Origin of the sequence: Fibrobacter succinogenes, from assembly GCF_902779965.1 — a bacterium.
Lineage (GTDB): Bacteria > Fibrobacterota > Fibrobacteria > Fibrobacterales > Fibrobacteraceae > Fibrobacter > Fibrobacter succinogenes_F.
On the sequence record NZ_CACZDK010000042.1, the window covers coordinates 1 to 20,452 of the forward strand.

Genomic DNA, 20,452 nt, shown 5'->3' on the forward strand with positions numbered 1-20,452 from the left:
TCGAACCAAGGACAACGCGATTAACAGTCGCGGGCTCTACCAACTGAGCTATGAAGCATCATCCATCGATTCAAGAATCTTTTTGACGGATTCCAATCGGACGCGCTCAAATATAGATGTTTTCTATTCCGTTGTCAAGGCTTAAGCATAAAAAATTTGAACTTTTTTCCATGCCCGATGCATTTTCACAGTCTTTTGCCCCACACACCGCAATCACCATGGCCAACACATTCCTACCGTTCCTTGCTCCGCATTAATGCAATTTCAGCAGCGTAGCCCGGCAACTCGTTTGGCGTCTCCAAATAGAACGGCAAGCCCTTGAGCGCCGGATGATTCACCACATTCACGAGCGCCTCCAAGCCAATAAAACCGCCCCCAATGACCTCATGGCGATCTTTGTGGCTACCCATCGGATTCTTGCTGTCGTTCAAGTGAATCGCGCACAAGCGCTTCAGCCCAATCACCTTGTCAAATTCTTCGAGCACATCGTCCAAGCGGTTTACAATATCATAGCCGCCATCGAAAACGTGGCAAGTGTCCAAGCAAACACCGACCTTTTCATCCAGTTCCACGCGGTCTATAATCGCACGCAGTTCCTCGAAAGAGCGCCCCACTTCAGACCCCTTCCCCGCCATCGTTTCCAGGAGCACTTTCGTTTTCAATTCCTTGTGCAGAATATTGTTCAAGCGCTGCGAGATAAGTTCTACACCCACCTCGACACCTTGCTTCACGTGGCTACCGGGGTGAAAGTTATACATCGCATGCGGGAAATGGTCCATGCGGAACAAGTCATCTTTCATCACGTCTTGCGCGTACTGCCGAAGCGAAGGATCCGCAGCGCAGGCATTCAACGTATAAGGCGCATGGGCTAAAATCGGAGCAAAGCAATGCGCATCCATAAATGCGTTCAAAGCTTCGGCATCCGCTTTATCAAACGGCTTTGCAGCACCGCCACGCGGATTACGCGTAAAGAACTGGAACGTATCGGCCCCGATGGCAAGAGCGGTCTCTCCCATCGCTAAAAAGCCACCCGTTGAGGACAAATGACATCCGATATGCATTAGAAATCGTAACTCACCGAAATCATACCGTAAATATCTCTGTAATCATCAGAGGCATTGTCCGGACGATAATTGAAAAACGCACCAAATGTACATTCTGTGCTAAATTGTTCGTTAATCAGCCACTTAAAGCCCGCAGACAAATCCAAATCCATTTCCATTTCTTCAACTTTTTCACCGTCTTCTTTGCGACTCATAAAGTCCTGACGAATATTAGCATACAACATCAAGTCAAGAACATTCGGCTTCAGTTGAATCTTAGCGTTGTCCATGAGGTTCCATTCAAATTCTCTTTCGTCATCGCGATTATATATTCTAAATCTCGGAGTCATAGCTACCGTATTGCGTACACGGTCAAGCGTCGTTGTGAGCGAAATCGGATAACGGGCATCCAGATAATCGCTACCATGGAAGTAATAACCAAGAATACCATAAGTTTCATCAGAAAAATCAAAGCCATCGAGCAAATCGTCTTGATTGAACCTAGACATATCGGTACGGTAAGTCCATACACCGCCAACTTTCAATACATTCTTCGGGAACCGAATCGTTGCTTCAAGTTCAAAAGTATGCTTGAGCAAACGTTCTTCAAATTGCGTAGCCAAATACGGTTCATCCTGCAAAGCCGCATACTTCGCCCAGCGAGCGGAGTCAATTTGAATCGTTCCGTCATCGGTATCCACATCAATCGTCGGCTTACCCTTCTGCTTTTCGAACCAAGAATCCGAATAAATTCCCGAAGACGCAAAGAAATTACCATAAAGCCTCTGAGAAGTGCTACGTGTACGATAATTCATGGCATAACGCGCCATGATTTCAATAGAATCGCGCACCTTGAAAGTATTCTTCAAATCAAGATTGTGATCGTATAGTGTTCTATAATCATCCTGTTCATGCTTTTCAAGCCAATCATCATCGGCCCCCGGCAAAAGCCCTAGCTTGGAGCCTTCGGCAAAACCAAATACGTTGTACGCATCACCGCTACCAGAAGCATTTTCAATATTCAATTCATACCCAAAATTCAACTGCCAAAAATCTTTAATCTTTTGGTCTAGCTTGGCTCCCAACAAACGAGAATTTTGCAACATGTCCACAGAACCAGCACTGTAGTAGTTGCGGCCCACAAAACGGAAATACGCATCAATCATCGTCGATTTATTTTTCCAATTGTAAGATCCCGAAAAAGCAAGGTTCTGTGCGGTCCAATCAGTCGGATCATCATCATTTTTGTCGTTATGCGCTTTGAGGGCTTCCTGAGCAAGCTCCAATATACGCTTCAATTCATTACGCATATCATTCAGAGTCATGCCTGTATTGTCGCCAAAAATGAGTTCCAACTCTTCGCGACTCATGCTGCCCACAAGTGAAGCATTATTCATCAAGCGGCGCAACTGCGCAAAGCGAGACACATCAAGCCCCGCTTCTTCAAAGATGGCATTCACAGCGCGATGAGTCACTACATTGACCGTGTCGGCGCCACCAAAACCAAACTGAAAATTATACTTTCCACGTCCACCAAGAACTTTTCCGTTGACTTCACCAAAAAGTGTCTTCGAGGAGAACATCGGATTCGAAAGATTTACGTTACCAGAAGTACCATCGCGAAAGAACGGATCATCCAAGTAATCCTTGCTTCCGATAAAGCCAATCGTTGCATCAAGATTTTTCGTAGCGTTCAAAAGAATCTTACCGCCCACAACCATTTTTTGCGCTACGACTTCGTCAAGACCAATATACATGTTGTACTGGTCCGGGTCTCTTTCGTAAGGCAATTTTATAGCAACAGTTTCACCGCCAAAAGCACTAAATACAAGCAAAGGACTTTGCAGTGCTCTATTCACGTTCAAATAAAAGTCATAGCTAGCACCAAAAACATCTACGCCAGACAAATAGAGGTCACCATTCGAAACATTGAAATCACCCAAAATCAATTTTTGGAGGCGATCTTCATACGAAGCCTGCAAAAACTTCAAGTCAAAGTGATTCCAACTGTCATGAGAAACATCCATCGTAAATTCGATTTTCCGCCCCGTCTCAGATTGCATTTGGACATATGCATTCCAAGCTCCATAAACCCCAGGTACCTGAAAGTAATTCTTGTACTTGTGTCCCGGCTGAATCGTGGAGTAACCGTCATCGAAATCTTCATCTGTTTCATTCTTTTGAGTTACAACAGAATGAAAACCAAATTCAGCCCCCACGGAACCGTTCACCGTCCACGAAGACTTGACATCGGCAGAATCAGCAACAGGCTGAGCAAAAACAGGTATTGCAAAAACAGAAGCTAAAACTAGCTTTCTAAAAATCATTTACTCACCTCATAAACCTTGGCAGTCTTGACAACATAGCCACTCTTATGAATAACTTCAATATCAAAGCGGTTCTTCATACCACGCTTTAATTCAACAGGAATCTGGTAATCCAAATTCTGGATTTGAGAGAGACGTTCCTGCAAAATAACTTTGCCATTCTGGCGAACGGTAACTTTGTTCAAGAAACTTGCATCATTTTCCGACAAGCGGATCTGGAATTGCAACGTTTCCGTAATGATATCTTCGATTCCTGAAATCGGAGGTTTGGGCGGAATCGGGAGATGCACTTTTTTATCGCCCAAAACTTTCACCGTGAACGACTTCATCGGATAGCAGCCCAAAGTCTTTTTTACACTATTGCGTCCAACTTCATTTTCAACAATAAATTCATATTCATGAACACCACTACGTAATGCAACACGCTTGGGCATATTGCGTTTTACGCCAACTTCCGAAATAAGCGTTCCGTCCATTACCGTAGACAAGCGGACTTCGGCCTGCACATCGGACACAGATACATTGGCCACACAGCGCAAAGAATCGTACGAGGAATACTTAACATGCGGGACCTTCAATTCCGCAACATCTTCGACTTTTTCTTTTGAAACAGCATTAGCCTGACCTGCAGCAGCGTTCGATGCAAGCTTTTCTTGATAAGTAGAATCAGCCTTGATAACAGCCTTTTCCAAATCTTCCATAGACAACGTAGAATCGGCTAAAAGCTCCAACAACGTTTTTGCAAAATTCAAGTCGCCCGAAGACTTCAACTTGAGGACTATAAACTTTCCCCGACCAAGAACGGTTTCGCCATCTGCTATAGGAATCGAATCAGAAACTCCCGTGACATCAAAAACAACCAGCTTACCCCTTTTCAAGCCTGCAAAGAAAGACTTTTCATCACCGCCGATAACACCTTCTGTACCGCGAATCGAAGCGGCAGCCGTTCCCGTAGAAAAATCAACCTTATTGCCTTTATTTTTTTCGACGTTAAAGCCCATAAATCCTTTTTGGATTTGAGGCTTTATATAAAAATTGCCATTGCCATCATCTTCGACAAGGCTATCGACACGAACAAGAGAATTCTCGCCAATGGTAAGTGTGCTGTTATCGCCCTTCAACGTCAATGTGACAGAACCGCCATCATTGGTCTTAAAGCAATCTAACATATCAAATTTTTGAGGATACTTAGCCGGCTTCCAAACGGCATCTTCAGCACAGCTTTTTGCACTCTTAAACGCATCTGGCGCAACGTAACTAACATGTCCCGCTTTGGGTGCAGCCAATGCTGTCGTAGAAGCAATAATCGTAAGTAAAAGACTCGATAAAGACAGATGCTTAAACATAAGACCTCTCTATTTATTTTCTTACGATAAATTTACTTTTTTTTGTCGAATTTTGCGAAAGAAATGTTCAGAACGTGAACCTAAACACATCTTCAATGCTAGCAAAAATTTACGGAATCCAGGACCTTTAACCACCTGCTAGTTTAACAATGTATCCCTTTTTTTCGAGTTCAGTCTTGAGCACATTGCGCTTGTCGCCCTGGATTTCGATATTAAAATCCTTGACCGAACCGCCAACGCCGCACTTTTGCTTTAAGGCACGAGCCATTTCCTTCAGTTCATCCTCATCCAGCGGGATTCCCGAAACAACGCTAGCCATTTTTCCGCCACCAAGACGCTTCAGCATAATGCGGACTACACCGTCGCCCTGCGGGCGACTCGCCTTCGGCTTTTCTTCTTTGATTCGACCAACACCACTTGCAAACACCAACGTAGAACGCTCTTCGATACCCATGATAAACCTCGTTTTTTTGCAAAAATAAAAAATCCCGAACGCAAGCTCGGGATTTTCGCACATTTAGCTAAGTATTACTTCTTCTTTTTATCGTTCTTCTTGTCTTCTTTCTTTCCTTCCTTCTTAGAAGATTCCGAAGACTTTTCGTTTCCGCGCAAAACCGGACGTCTATAACCGAAGCGCTTGAGCATTTCGTCGCTAGACTTCAGCACATCGCCAACCTTGGACTTTTCTGTTATCGGCGGAACCACACAGCGCTGCGTAGAACGCACATCGACCTTGGTCTTTACGATATACGGACCCGTACCATAGAGACGACCATTCTTATCTCTCAATTCACCGTTAATATCCGGCTTCATTTCGAAGAAGAACTTCACCTTACCAGCCTTGTCAACAACTTCCGGATCATCGATATCATAACTGTAGTGATACTTATCGACAAACTGACCACTAGTCGTATAGAACCAAAGTGTTACATGGGCCGTCGTTGAGTAGAGCAAAGCCTTGCTGAAATCCTTACCCAAGTTTTCCTTAAACTCAGAGGAGCAATACTTTTCAACGTATTCTTCCACGGTAGCCTTTTCACTCTTATCGGCGTCAACACCATCCAACGGAATCATATTGCCGTTAACGATAATATCATCCAACGTAGCAAGGCCACCAACATCACTGACGAGAGGCACCCTCATATCAACCGTAACCGTCGGACCAATGTGACCATTGTAGCCCGGATACGGTTCTTTGCCAGAACCATCCTTCGAGTCGTTCTTAAAGCCCTTGATCACTTCCTTTTCAGTCTGTGTTGTCGGGTTCAAGATAGTCACAGCATACTTCTGGTTATCCTCAGGCGGATTGTCATCGTAATACTTTCTCACAGAATCAATCGAAACTATAACCATCGGTTCTTCAAGATCGATATTGACATTCTTCGCCTTCTTCATCAACACCTGAATTTCGGCGACCGTTTCGTTACCAGCCTTGTCACGATAGATACGCTTGATGGTATTCACATCCTTGCTCAAGCTCTGGAAGTTCAAAGTATCCTGCTTCACGCAGTGTTTTTCGTCACCATCGACTGCAATGCACCAGTCCACATCAACATAGTTCACATAGACCACATCGCCATCCGCCGGAGACAAAATCTTCACAATCGGAGCAAGCTTGTCAAGCACCATGAACACAGACTTTTCGCCAGAGTTGCCATACGGGTTGGTGTAAGTGTAAGTCACAAGGTAGCCTCTGTCGCCTTCTTCGTTCGAAGGAATCTTACCCTTTTCGTCAATGACATAAGAAACCGTAGTCTTGTCACCTTCAGTACCCTTGGCATCGTAAGTCACCGTAAAGGCGCCCACACCAGCTTTCAAGTCAACATCAGACTGTTTTTCCTTAGAATCCTTATCATTGCTCTTCGGAGCGTTGACCAGCAAGTTACCTTCGGAGTCACCGTACAAGATCTTGCCCGTTTCGGCATCGGCCTTGTAAGAGACCGTCACAGACTTGCCCTTCACATCGACAACCTTAGAGACTTCAATCACTTTAATCTGTTTCTTTTCGCCATTTTCGTCAATAACGGTTGTCTTGATGATTTCACCCTTGTCATCGGTGTAGTAAGAAACCGTAACAGAGTCACCATTCACAACCTTGTCATAAGAGATCTTGAACTTGTCGCCAATCGGCTTCGTCTTCACGTCAGACTTCGGATTCTTTTCAAGTGTAATCTCGGACTTGGAGATTTCCACCATTTCCTTAACAGTCTTATCCGACACGGCAACCGTATCCAAGACCACAGTCACCTTGTATTTTTTCTTCTGCTTAGAAGAGGCATCTGCATAAGCGGTATCAATAACGGAGACTTCGACTTCCTTAGTCTTGCTATTCGTGTAAATCGAAGAGTCCTTCTTGTCTACGCTTTCAACAATCGTATAGATGTTATCGGCAATGACCTTGATTTTGTCAGCATCGATATCGACAATCGGAGCGGCAGTGCTGTAGCAAACTTCGATTGTATCCGCACCTTCGACATCCTTATTGGCTGCCTTATACTTCTTGATAACCAGCTGGCAGCCTTCCTTCAAAGTATCAAGGCTAGTCTGGGGCTTGCCATCCTGGGTCCATTCCACCGTGATAACTTCCTGATTTGTGTAAATCGGCTTGTTCTTCGGCGGTTTGATATAGACTGAGTCACCAGCTTCCACGCGAGTGATTTCGACAACAGACTTTTCAACGACGTTGCCCACCTTGATGGTTACATCAGTCGTATCCTTGAATTCGCCATCCGTCACATAGACCTTGATGACATAGGTCTTCTGCGATTCGTAATCAAGTTCACCCTTCAAGACAATGTCACCATTCGGTTTGATTTCGAACTTGTCATTTTGATCAACAGGATAGTACTTCAAGTCGCTGAATTCCGGATTCTTTGTATCCGGATCCTTAGCTTCAATCGGTCCCTTCTTGGTACCCGGCTTAGAATCTTCAGGGAACGTGAATTCCTGCGGATTGATTGTCGGCTTTTCGTTCACGTCAATAACCTTGATAACGATTTCATCAGTCGTCGGAATACCATCGACATCCTTGACCGTCACCTTGATAGTAAACTTCTGCATCTTTTCATAGTCGATCTTAGCGCCATCCTTGACTCGAATTTCGCCATTCTGCGCCACAACTACGTACGGGCTTTCTTCGGCAAGTGTAAAGAGGAATTCAGTATCGCCATCCGGGTCAATAGCCTTAATGACACCAATCAAGGAATCAGCAGGAGAGTTTTCAAGAACGCTAAATTCCTTGGTTGTAATTTGAGGATCTTCAGGACGATTCTTCAAATTGATTGTAATCGTCATCTTGGTGGTCAGCTTCGGATACTTCGTCTTATTTCTATCAGACAAAGCGACATCCAATTCGTACGTACGAATCGTTTCCTTTTCGTAGTCAAAGTCACGCTTAGCCTTGATCTTACCGTCTTCAGTAATCGTGAACAAATCAGTATCGCCACCGACAGGACTGAACACGTTATCGGTATAGACCTTAGACGTATCGATATCATCCGGATAAAGTTTACCAATCACAAAACCTTTACCATCATCACCTGTACCACTGTTTTCATAGAGCGTAAAGGTCTTGTTACCCGAAATAATCGGCATTTCGTTCACGTCAACAATATTGATTGTCTTTTCCACCTTAGCAGTAAGATTGTCAGCATCCATCACTTCGACGGTAATCTTGTGAACATGCTTATTTGTTTCGTAATTGAGCTTAGAAGCATCCTTCACAATAAGGCAGAGGCTATCCTTCTTCATCTTGGCATCAAATATGCGGTCAGCATCCGTATTGCCAATATCCGTCACATAAGCGACGAGGGTAGAAAGCTGTCCCCTGTCTTCATCAGTAACCTTGTAGCAAGCGATTTCTGTGCCATTCGGAGTATTGTTGTCTGCAGTATTTTCAGCAACATCATAGCTCTTCTTGCCATCATCTTCAATCTTCGGTTCATCAGGATCATCAATCAGGTTGATGGTCACGAGCGTCGTTGCGGTATAGTTCTGGAATCCCTTAGATTCACCATTATCCGTAGCCTTAGCCCAAACCTGATACTGTTTCTTCGTTTCATAATTCAATGAACTCGACTTCAAGTAAATCTTACCATCTTCAATTCTAAAGGCGGTAGCATCCTTGGAATCAGTCTCATAATCCGAGAGGGCGTACGTGAGCTTGCTCCATGTATCTTCATCATCGGCAACAACTGAGCCAATGAATTCACCCACCGGAGCACTTTCATGAATTTCGAACACATACTCCTTCTTTTCATAAGTCGGAGCATCGTTCACGTCATTAATCTTAATCGTAACATCGACAAATGTAGAGAGCGTCGGATCGTCACCATCAGTTGCAACTACACGAACAGAATATTCCTTCTGCACTTCATAGTTCAAGATGCTGTCCTTAGCCACCTTAACCATACCGGTTGTTTTATCAATCGTAAACGACTTGTAGTCGTCGGCATCGGTATCCGTAGCAGCAAGTGTATAGGTAGGCTTCTTGCAAGTATTGCCGCCCTTGCAGTCATCATCATCGGCAACGACAGAGCCAACTTTATCCCCTTCCAACGTATTTTCATTCACGGCCAATTCCGGAACATCAGAGAATACAGGTGTTTCATCGACATCCAAAATATTGACTGTTACAAGAACCTTCTTCGTGAACTTCTTGTCCGTCACAACGGCATGGAATTTATAAACCTTCTTGGTTTCATAATCAAGCTTTGCAGACTTGGTAACCGAGATTTCGCCCTCGCTTCCGATATCGAACGGAGCGGCATCATCATCTTCGAGCGAGAAGTAAAGCGTACCGAATCTGGTATTATAAATATCCGGGTCATGAGCTTCAGCCTTGCCCAAAACAGAATCCTTGGCAATGTTTTCGCGAACCGCAAATTCATAAGAAGTCTTGGTAAATGCCGGTTCTTCGTTCACGTCATTCACTCGAATTCTCGTATCCTGCGAAGTCTTATTACCTTCAGTATCCTCAATGGTCAAAGTAACATTGAATACAGCATCAGATTCCAAAGTCTTGTAAAGCGCTTCGTAATCAATACCAGCCTTAGTCTTGATAACAAACTTGCTCAAGCGATCGCTATCAGTCTTGCTCACCTGAACAACTTCGAAAAGCTTTGCGGCATCAATAGCAGCCGTAGCATCTTTATCTGTTATTGTAATTTTCAATTTATCCAAATCGGCGTCATCTTCATCATAGACGACAATCGGCTCACCATCCAGTTCAGTACCCACTTTCACATTTTCGTCAACTTCGTACGGGTTTGTCAGCACCTTGAATTCAGAAGGTCTATTTTTATCCAAGACATTAATAACAATCGTTGCGGTTGTGGACTTAGATGGATTTTCAGGATCCAAAGAACGGTCCATGACCTTTACAACACATTCATATTTTTTCTGCTTTGTATAGTCAAGTTCTTTACCAGCAACAACAGTAAATGCGCCTGTATTGGGATTAAGTTCAAACGGGAACTCAGTACTGCCATCAACAGGATTGATTTGTTCAACCTTATAGGTCAGCACATTAAATCCATAAGGATGCGGCAACGAACCATAGGCGTTATCCGGGTCCGTGGCATCAACTTTGCCAAAGGCATCATTGACACTAGTCCATGTTTCAGGAACATAAATTTCAAGATCCTTCTTGGTAATACCAGAAGGCAGCTTATTCTGAGTTGTTTGAGAAGCTCCTGTAATTGTAGGCATTTCGTTAACATCAACAACAATAAGTTTTCTGTCGATATTAACCTTCACATCTGCACCATCAGCATTCTTTCCAGATGCAACAACCTTGACAGAATATTCAACATTTGGATAAATCGCTTCAAAATCAATAGTGACTCCCGGCTTAACGGTAATAATACCCAAATCGGACGCTATGTCAAAAAGTCCCTTAGCATTGGCGCTAGCCGTTTGATCAATGTCGTAAGAAATAGTTCCCTTAATCTTCTCCAATTCTTCACGCACATCTTCATCTTCAATTGCTGCGAAATCATCTACTTCTTGACCTGAAGGAGTATTTTCCTTAACAATTGCAGATCCCTTTGTATCAAGATTGATTTCTGGCTCCTTAATGTCATCAATTATTACAGTAACTTCTGCATCAGCGGAAAATTCACCATCAGAAACAGTTACCAAGAACTTGAATTTTGTCGTACCCGTTTCAACATCAAATTTATCAGCATTAGAATACAAGCTACCATCACTGGGGTTAACTGTAAACTTTTTAGCAGCTTCAGCCATGTCTCCAGTATTATTTGCAGACATCTTATATGTCAACTTCTTGAAAGAAGCCGTATAGAGGTCTATATCAGAGCCTTCTACTCGTGCAAAGTCGGGGCAATCAATCGGATTACCCACATCATCCTTATACGGTTCAGCACACAGCGGGCTTCCTGCCGGATAGTGTTCATTCAAGTAGAACGTTCCTCCCTTTGCAGAAACCTTTTCATTGACATCTTTAATGGCAATATTCGTCGTCCTCGAGACTTCATGATTAGCCTTGTCCTTAATCTTAATGGTCGCCTGATATGTTGCATTACCCTTGCTACTAATGTAAAGTTTTTCGTAATCAAGCAAAGACGCATCCTTTACATTAATCGATACCGTTCTTGTGCCATTAGTATTTTTAGTTTCCTTGAGCACAAAGATATCAGACAAATCATTTGACGCAATAGCTGCATCGGCAGCACCCGTCAAGGCCCCCGATATCGAATAGGTCAATACATCACCTGCATCAGGATCAAAGACTTCAAATGTGCCAAAAGATTTTCCGGTCGCAGGTTTTTCATCTGTACTTTCATTGCCGGCATACTCTCTCTTCAAAGTCGGCTCTTCAATCGGTTCATTAACGTCCGTAAGTGTTACGGTAATCGTAGCCTGAGATGATTCTAAATCGCCATCAGTCACTTTAACTTTAAAAGTCCAAGTCGGCTTGGTTTCAAAATCAAGGACACTACCATCAGTAATAACAAGCTTATTGGAGCCATTATCAAACTTAAACGGAACGCCAGTGGTCACAATGCTATAAGTCAACGGGTCGTCATCCGGATCACTTGCTGTCGTAACTTCATCTACAAGAGTTCCACTCGGCCAGTCACTTCCATCAGCCTTCTTTTCGGCAATAGTAAATTTTTGGTCTCCAATAGTCGGAGGATCATTTTCGTTCTTAATCTTGACTGTAATCTTGAACTGATCAGAGGTCTTAACACCACCTCCAGTAACCGTTTGAGTTTCTGTTTTAGCATCATCCCTAACAGTAGCACAGACTTCGTATTGTTTCTTTGCTCTGTAATCCAACGACACACCAGCCTTTACCGCGATGGTTGCATTCTGATTATTCAACTTACTGATACTAAACAAACTGTTAAAAGCAGCAGCATCAGAACTAGTCATATTAGCATCGCAAGCAGTTCCAGTCACCACAGAATAAGTGTAAGTATCCACATTTCTTTCGTTGGATACATCTGTAACTACAATCGGGCCACCAGATACCGCATGATCAAGTTCATTCACAGTAAACACGGCATCAGCAGCAGAAGGCTTATCATTAACCGGAATAACATTCACAGTAGCCGTGTATTCTACAGATGTATTACCACCAGCAACACCATCACCAACAACTTTGTACTTAAACGTAGCATACGGATTAGGATTACCAAATTCATTGGCTGCAGACTGGTACGTAAGCTTGCCAAGATCCGCAACAGCAACAGTTATACCATTTCCAACTGAAGTCAGTTTTGTACCATTAAAAACCAAGAAACCATTATTCGGAAGGGTGGTTATAATAACAGAAGCAAAAGATTGCGTAGCATGCTGGAATTTGAATTCTTCCTTATTGAATTTATGCAATTCATCTTCGTTTACTTCAATAGTAAGTGCAGTCCTAACCGTTGGCAATTCATCGTTACTTACAATGTAAATTTTGTAACCAAGACCGTTTTCATAATCACTAGATAATTCAGCGCCTTCAATATTATTAACCTGGAACCACAAAGCTTCATCATTTTCAACAAGGCCATCAATCAAAGGCTTGAAATAGATTCCTTTAGCCTTTGTTTCGCCTGCTGGAATTTTTCCTTTTCCAACCTTCTTACCGCATATAGGGAAATCATGATCAGCATCGGCCTCAGCAACATCCTGATATCCAGCGTATTTACCTTCGACACCAGTTGCGGATTGGAACTCAAAGCAATAATCAAAGGTTACTTCCTTTTCAGATTCACCATCCAAAACGATGTCAAGAGTGTACCAAGATGTGCTTTCCTTTAGTTTCTTTGAGTTATTATCGACAACAAGCTTTGGAGTCGGACGAACGGGTGTAAAAGTAAAGTTCTTGGCATCAATTTCATTACCGATAACAATTTTATTTGCAATAAATTGACCAGAAATAATCATATTGCATTTCATAGTAAGCGTACCATTACTAACCAGGGTACCCATAATTTGAACGTTATCAATATTTTCGAAAGTAATGTCACCATCGACATATATCACCAAGTTGCCTTTATATTCCGAAGGAGCGAGATCCTTGCCAGCGACAGGATCACGGACCACAATTTCCGGATGTGTTTTCAAATTCAGGCTCTTAGTAAAGATACGTGCAATTTGCTTTTCAGGGATTGAAATAGCGAGACGACTATCATTTTGGAAATCAATAGAGCTATAATACAAGTCACAAGTACCACCAGAGCATGCAGAACTTACATCAAGAAGCGTTCTTTTGTTAGAATTATTACCTACAGAGAGAGATCCACCCCATGTAACGCCACTCAAAGTCGGAACCTTAATGTTCGAGCGATAGTCCGGAATAATCGAAGGATCACATAGACCAGTCGATGCAGTCATGCTACAAGTCTGGACTCCATTACGGACTATAGCTCCATTTGAACCGCTCACACGAACAGGGCCTGTCAAAATTTCAAAATTCTGACCACTATTGGTAATGCTGCCACCAACAACAATAGGGCCATCAAGCCATCCGCCATCACCCACTGAAGAGAGATTCTTCACTGTACCTACAGCACCAAGCGTCAACAAATCGATGTCTGCAGGATAACTCATTGTAGATTTATCGAAATACTTTGGATCGTAAAAACCAGGTCTGTTACCTAGTTCAATACCATTAGTACCCCAAAGCTTATACTGGGTCAGGTAATTCCAGTTGTTAACATCGGTTTTAGTATCCCCAAACGTCAATGGAGCGACACCAGATTGTGCCATCGATGAAACTGCACCTATCAACACCAGGGCTGCAGCCTTAAGACTTAACTTGCTAAACCACATATTTTATCTACGCTCCTTTTGCTACGGCAAATCGTATGCATCCAATTTGCCACAGTTTTCCCCAAACATTCCAATACTTTCTTTAGAAATATAGTAATGGATGTGATTTTCGTAACATTATTTTTTTGAAATATTGTAAGAAAAGAGTATTATTTTGGCTGTTTTCTGTATCATTTGTATTGTATAGAAAAATTTATAGTTTCTTCGATGTCAATCGCATGCTCAAGACGATTTTTTAGGCGAATTTTAGACAATAAAAAAAGAGTTTTACACATAAAAAGACCCCGGCACGGAGGCCGGGGCATCAAATGAGTTAAAACTACGACTACAAGAAAAAATCAAGTTATCAACAATCGATACACCTATTTGTTCACGGGTCTTCTGTAGCCAAACGACTTCAAAAGCTGGTCACTAGACTTGATAACGGCATTCTTTTTCTTCTCGGCCTTGTCGAGGCTAACCGGCGGGAGCGTGCAGCGAAGCTTAGACGTCATCTTGACTTCGGTCTTGAAGAGGTAAGCTCCAGTACCATAGAGGCGTCCTTTCTTCGTTCTCACGTCACCATTTTCATCCGGCTTCATTTCGAAGAAGAGCTTCAAGAGACCTGCTTCATTCACATAGTCCGGATCGTCAAGGTCGTAATCAAAGCTATAGAAATCCGAGAACGCGCCCGTATTCGTATAGACCCAGATATTCACCTTAATCGTCGTCCAATAGAGGTTCATCTTGCTGTAATCCGACTTCAAGGATTCCTTGAACTCGTCCGTGCAGTACTTGTTAACGTAATCGTTCACAGAAACCTTCTTACCATTAGCTGCATCCACGCCTTCCAGTGCGACCATGCCACCAGCGCTCACAATGTCGTCCAGCGTTGCCAGTCCGCCCATAGCGTTCACGACAGGTACACGAGCGTCAACCGCGAGTGTCGGTCCGAGGTGACCTTCCAATCCCGGATACGGTTCTTCGCCCGAGCCATCCTTAGCCTTACCCTTGATACCAATAATCGCTTCTGTTTCGGAGTTTTTCTTGTAGTTGAAGAACGTCACGCTGTAGTTCTGGTCTTTCTTGGGCTTATGTTTCTTATCGTAATACTTCTCGATAGAGTCGCGATCCACGAGCGTTACCGGTTTTTCAACATCAATATTAATGTCCTTGACATTCTTCACCATGACAGTCACAGTATCACTCGATTCGTTACCGGCCTTGTCACGGAACACGCGAACAATCGTTTGTGAACCATTTTCAAGTCCCTGTACGCTAAGAGTATCTTGATCAACACCATCGACCGTCCACTTGACAACTGTAAAATTAGACGTAAGCACTTCGCCATCATACGGAGATTCAATCTTTACGACAGGTCCCTTCTGATCAAGCACGATAAACACTTCTTTTCGAGAAGAGTTACCAAATTTGTTCACATAGGTATATGCTACGTTGTAACCAATGTTGCCATCACTATTCTTAGCGATCTTGCCCTTTTCGTCCAGGAAGTACGAGACATCGACAGCATTGCCATTCTTATCGGTGTACGTGTATGATATTTTATATGTACCCGTTACATCATCGCCATCTGCAGAAAGCACAGATTCACTATCGCTGAGCCCGGTCTTGAGCGTCACACGTTCACCCGTAGAAGCATCAGCATAATACGAAACTGTCACATCCTTGCCGCCAATTTTGACCGTGTAAGAAACTTCGATAACCGCAATTTCCTTAGTCTTACCATCAGAAGTAACCACAGAACGCTTGACATCGTTACCCTTCTTATCGGTGTAATAGGTAACTGTAATGCGTTTGTTATTAACAACTTCTGTATAGGTATTCTTGTTGTAAGAACCGTTTTCAGGAACTGTAGTAATTCCCGAAGCAGGATCCTTTTTACGAGAGACCTTGGAATCGGCGATGTTCTTGATGTTCTTGAATTCATTAGACGAAACAGAAACCGTATCCAAATCCAAATTTACAACAAACGATTTTGTATAGTGAGAGGCGGTATCCTTGACCGTCACCTTAATATTGTTCTTCTTTTCGTTCACGTAAATGGCGGTATCGTTTTTTGTAGCCTTTTCAACGACCGTGTAAATGTTGTCTGCAGTTACATCGTCACCATCCGCAGATACCGTCACAATAGGAGCAGCATCGCTATAGCAGATAACCACTGTATCGGAGCCCGCAGCATTCTTTGCCGGATCCTTGAACGTCTTGATAATGGTATTGCACCCTGGCTTCAACGTATCAGTACTGTTTTTCAACTTGTTATCGGCAGTCCATTCAACATCTACAATTTTATCGTTCACGAAAATAGAATCCGGCTTGAGATACACAGAATCCTTGGTTTCGACACGCGTGATTTCGACAACAGACTTTTCATAGACATCCTTCACTTTCACAACAACCTTCTTGGTCGAAGTAAGCGTTTTATCATTCTTGTCGGTAACACGAACGTTAATCACGTAAATAGAATCCGATTCATAGTCAACCGACTTGATGAGAATAACATCACCGTTAGATTGCACGGAGAAGATTTCATTATTGTCTGCATTTTCGTAAACGTTATTACGGAAATCAGGATTCTTGGTATCAGGATCATCCTTGTCGGTCTTAACTGTTGCAAACGTTTTTCTAAGTTCCTGATTTTCCGAGACATAAATAGTGTCCACGAGAATAGACGGAGCTTCGTTCACATCAACAACATTAATCGTCACCGTCGTATCAGAATAGCCGTCATGTTCATCCCTAACGCGAACCTTGAAGGAATAGGAGGAAGTCTTTTCGTAATCCAGCTTCGACAGCACAGTGAATTTACCCGTTTTAGGATCCAGATGGAATTCATTTGTCTCATGGCCTTCTTTTTCACCATTCATGATGAAATAATTGAAAACGATATCAGGACCATCAATATCAATCCCTTCAAGATTCTTTTTGAGAACGCTTCCGACAGGTTCATTTTCGGGAACCGTGAATACAGTTTCCTTCAAGAACGGAGGTTCATTCACGTTACGGAGATAAACGGTAACCTTACCCGTTGCAGTAAGATCATTCGGTTTACCAGCATCGTGGATAACGATGTTCAATTCGTATACATGTTCTTCTGTTTCATAGTCAAATGCACGTGTCGTTTTAAGGACACCCGTATCTTCGTCAATATAGAAGCCTTTTTCGTCGCAGTCCGTGCATTCAAATTTGTTATTGCGGAACTTCGATGCGGTATCAAGGTCATCAAACGTGAGCGTCCCCACGGTAACACCTTTCATATGTTCATTGAACTCAAGTGTCTTGGTCGGTTCAACAAAGATGGGGTTTTCGTTCACGTCGTTCAGTTTAATGACAACAGAAGCTGTAGCAGTTTGCACCACCTGGTCCGTAGCACCCGATTCATCCGACGCAACAACCTTCAAATTGTACGTTCCCTTGGTTTCATGGTCAAGGACTGCGCCATCCGCAACAGTAATAACACCTGTAGTCGGGTCAATTACGAACGAATTAGTCTCATCAATCAAGCTGTAAGTAATCGTAGCATTAAGCTGCGTTGTCGTTGCCTTGATTGCATGATCCAGCTTAACCTTTGTGTCCTTGACGGAATTTTCATCAACCGTTCCATTATAGACCGCAAACTCAAACTTTGGACCGTCTTCGACATCCGTTACAAGGACCTTAAAGAGCATATCACTGTAAAGGTCTGGGTAAACATAGTCACCACTAGCATCCACATTCGCATCACGAACTCGCACTTCAATTTCATATTCATTCTTCACTTCGTAATCGAGTACAACGCCAGCCTTCGGATAAATCAGGCCACCAGATGTAATGCCAAAGAATTCTTTATCGCCACCAATGATTTCATATTTATTATTGAGGAATGTCTGATTTTGTGTAATACTAATATTGTCATAATCAGCAGACGTAACCTCATTGGACGAGAACGAAGCATCTTCTGCAATTTCGATAACATTCGTTGCATTTGTAAAGTACGGCTTTTCGTTAACGTCTGTAACGCTCACATTGAATTTCTGTCGAGAGCAAAGCAAGAAATTGGATGTCGAAGCTCTTGTATCACAGACTTCTACAACAAGATCATGCTTTGTACCCGAAGTTTTCCATTCTTCGTAATCAAACGGATCAGTAGTATTTTTCATACTCACGATACCCGACGTAAGCCCGATATCGAACAAATCCATAGCGGTTCCATCAACAATTTCAAATACGAATGAATCGCCTTCACCGTCGTCGGCCTTAACTTGCCCAGCTATAGCCTTTGTAGAATTTTCAGGGACCGCAAGTTTTATCTTATCTAACTCGATAAAGTACGGCGGTTTGTTGTCGTCATCGATCAGCTTCACAAGAAGACCGCCATCAAAACGGCCTCCTGTAATTGTAGCGCCGTTCAAGTTCGTTATCTTGAACAACATGTATTCATCATTTTCAAATTGACCATCCAACTTGACCTTAATACGCGCCATAGTTGCTTGGGTCGGATTACGAGTGTTCTTGGCAATAACGACATGTCCGCTTTCGCCTTTCGAGCAAAGCGGCATTGGATATGTCTTATCGTCCAAATCGAGATCTTCAGGTTCTGCAAAGTCGCGTCCGCTCAAACTTGCCGGAATATCGAGATCTATACCAAAGAACGCCAAGCAGTAATCAAAGGTCACATTGGTTCGAGCGGTATCCGTCAGGTAGAAGTTCATATCGTACCAAACGGTTTCGCTTTCCTTAAACTTGTCCGAAGAGAATATATCGGCCTTGATTTCAGCAGAGTTAAACGGTACGTAATGGAATTCACCGTTAAAGTCAGATTCAAACTTGAGCTTTTGACCTGCAATCAGCTGGCCAGCAATACTGAGATGGTCTGCAATGAGAAAATCACCTGTTGTAATAAAGGTTCCCTGAAATTTAGCACCAACACTTTTGTCACCATCTGTTCCTATAAAAGGCTTCCATTCAACATTGGCCGTCGTATAGAACAAAAGATTACCAGCATAATTCGAATCTGCTACTGGCGTTATGTTAAGCTTATCTAGATTATACCATACGTCATTACCATTTCCATCATTTTCAATCCAATATGGTTTATCTTCAGATTCAATCGTTTTTCCATTTGAATAATATTCAGGTTCATTCAGATTTTCCCACATTTGTGTCGTATTATTCCAAGTGGCATTGTCATTCACGATGGCAACTTGAATTCTCAAATTGTTGGCAGAATTTTCAAAATTAAAGCCATCCCTAGAGAAAATACGGGTCAAACGCCCTGTTTTTTTATTCGCATTATGTTTATTCGAAGGCATCAAAATATAAATAATTTCGCCCTTCGATCCACCGGCCTTAACATTTTCTACATACTTGTCATACCAAACTTTTTTGGGACTTTGATTCAAATCTTCTTTTGTTATGGGAGGGACATGAACAAAGACAATCTTTCCAGAATTTCCACTAACATTTATAGCAGGCTCCCAATTTGTAATATTTTCCATTAAAGGAACGGAAAGTTGCTTTTCGGGTTTAGGAACATCTTCAGGGCAATTGTCAAAATGGCCATCAAGACCGGTGCCATCATTATTGAATAAATCAGGCAAACCAGGAACTATTACATCTGAACTGCCCGGAACTGGCATATCTTTGTCCCAGTCTGCATAAATTTTTCCACCACCCTTATGAACGTTCGTGATAAAACGTTTTGTCACATCAACAGCATCACCTTCACGATGTTCATTTTCATTTCTATTGGGATTTGTAAAGCGATCTGGACCAGGAAAATAAATTTGCCCATCAAAGCAATATATGCCCTCATACTTCGCATTTGGAGCATCATACCAATTTGTAAGCGTCAACCATCCAGCACGTACAGGCCCTTTCAACAAAGTATCACCATCAGCACCACCACCATAATAACCAAAATCAAGATCATTACCCGAAATGATAGGACCACCTAACGTATGTCCACCATTATAGAACATGACCTTGCCTTTCGCCGTTCCGGTATAGCCGCTCGGTTCAGCAATTCTAAAGCCACCTTTATTAAAAATAACGGAATCAGTACCCCAGAGCTTATACTTCATAAGCTCGTTCCACAGGCGCTGGTTTTCTGTTTCATCCGTAACGGCGGCACCATCCTTTTCGAAATAAAGAGGACTTAGCAAAACGGTGTCACGTTCAACGGCGGGTTCATCTGACGCATCCTGAGCCAAAGTCGGAGTGGCGAGTCCAAGCGCCGCCGCGACAGTACTCAATACTGTTCTCAAAAACAAATTTCCTTTTTCCATAATAGACCCCAACAAAAAAAGATCCACACCCTAAACACTCATTATTGAATATAGTAACATTTTTTTAACGGTAAAACATTCGTTACAAATAAAAAACAAAAAATGGGGTAATTTAGACCACTTTTTAAAGGCTTTATGACGTAGGCGTATAATATGACGAATTTCGCTAAGTATAAAACTAG

At 42.7% G+C, this 20,452-nt stretch carries 6 protein-coding genes; all 6 read right to left on the reverse strand.

Annotation, left to right across the window (positions count from 1 at the left end; genetic code table 11):
* Nucleotides 1–233 precede the first annotated feature (233 nt).
* Nucleotides 234–1,061: a deoxyribonuclease IV gene (locus HUF13_RS15210; RefSeq protein WP_173475915.1), complete on the reverse strand. Its 828-nt coding sequence runs from the start codon at nucleotides 1,059–1,061 to the stop codon at nucleotides 234–236.
* Nucleotides 1,061–3,370: a hypothetical protein gene (locus tag HUF13_RS15215; protein ID WP_173475916.1), complete on the reverse strand. Its 2,310-nt coding sequence runs from the start codon at nucleotides 3,368–3,370 to the stop codon at nucleotides 1,061–1,063. The genes HUF13_RS15210 and HUF13_RS15215 overlap by 1 nt, the downstream gene beginning before the upstream one ends.
* Nucleotides 3,367–4,716: a FecR domain-containing protein gene (locus HUF13_RS15220; protein ID WP_173475917.1), complete on the reverse strand. Its 1,350-nt coding sequence runs from the start codon at nucleotides 4,714–4,716 to the stop codon at nucleotides 3,367–3,369. Before HUF13_RS15220 ends, HUF13_RS15215 begins: the two co-directional genes overlap by 4 nt.
* Before the next feature lie 127 nt (nucleotides 4,717–4,843).
* Nucleotides 4,844–5,170, reverse strand: a complete 327-nt coding sequence (locus tag HUF13_RS15225) for a stress response translation initiation inhibitor YciH (RefSeq protein WP_173475918.1) — start codon at nucleotides 5,168–5,170, stop codon at nucleotides 4,844–4,846.
* A gap of 74 nt (nucleotides 5,171–5,244) precedes the next feature.
* On the reverse strand, nucleotides 5,245–14,007 hold the full coding sequence (locus HUF13_RS15230) for a cadherin domain-containing protein (RefSeq protein WP_173475919.1): 8,763 nt from the start codon (nucleotides 14,005–14,007) through the stop codon (nucleotides 5,245–5,247).
* Between the two features lie 362 nt (nucleotides 14,008–14,369).
* Nucleotides 14,370–20,270: a cadherin domain-containing protein gene (locus tag HUF13_RS15235; protein WP_173475920.1), complete on the reverse strand. Its 5,901-nt coding sequence runs from the start codon at nucleotides 20,268–20,270 to the stop codon at nucleotides 14,370–14,372.
* Nucleotides 20,271–20,452 lie beyond the last annotated feature (182 nt).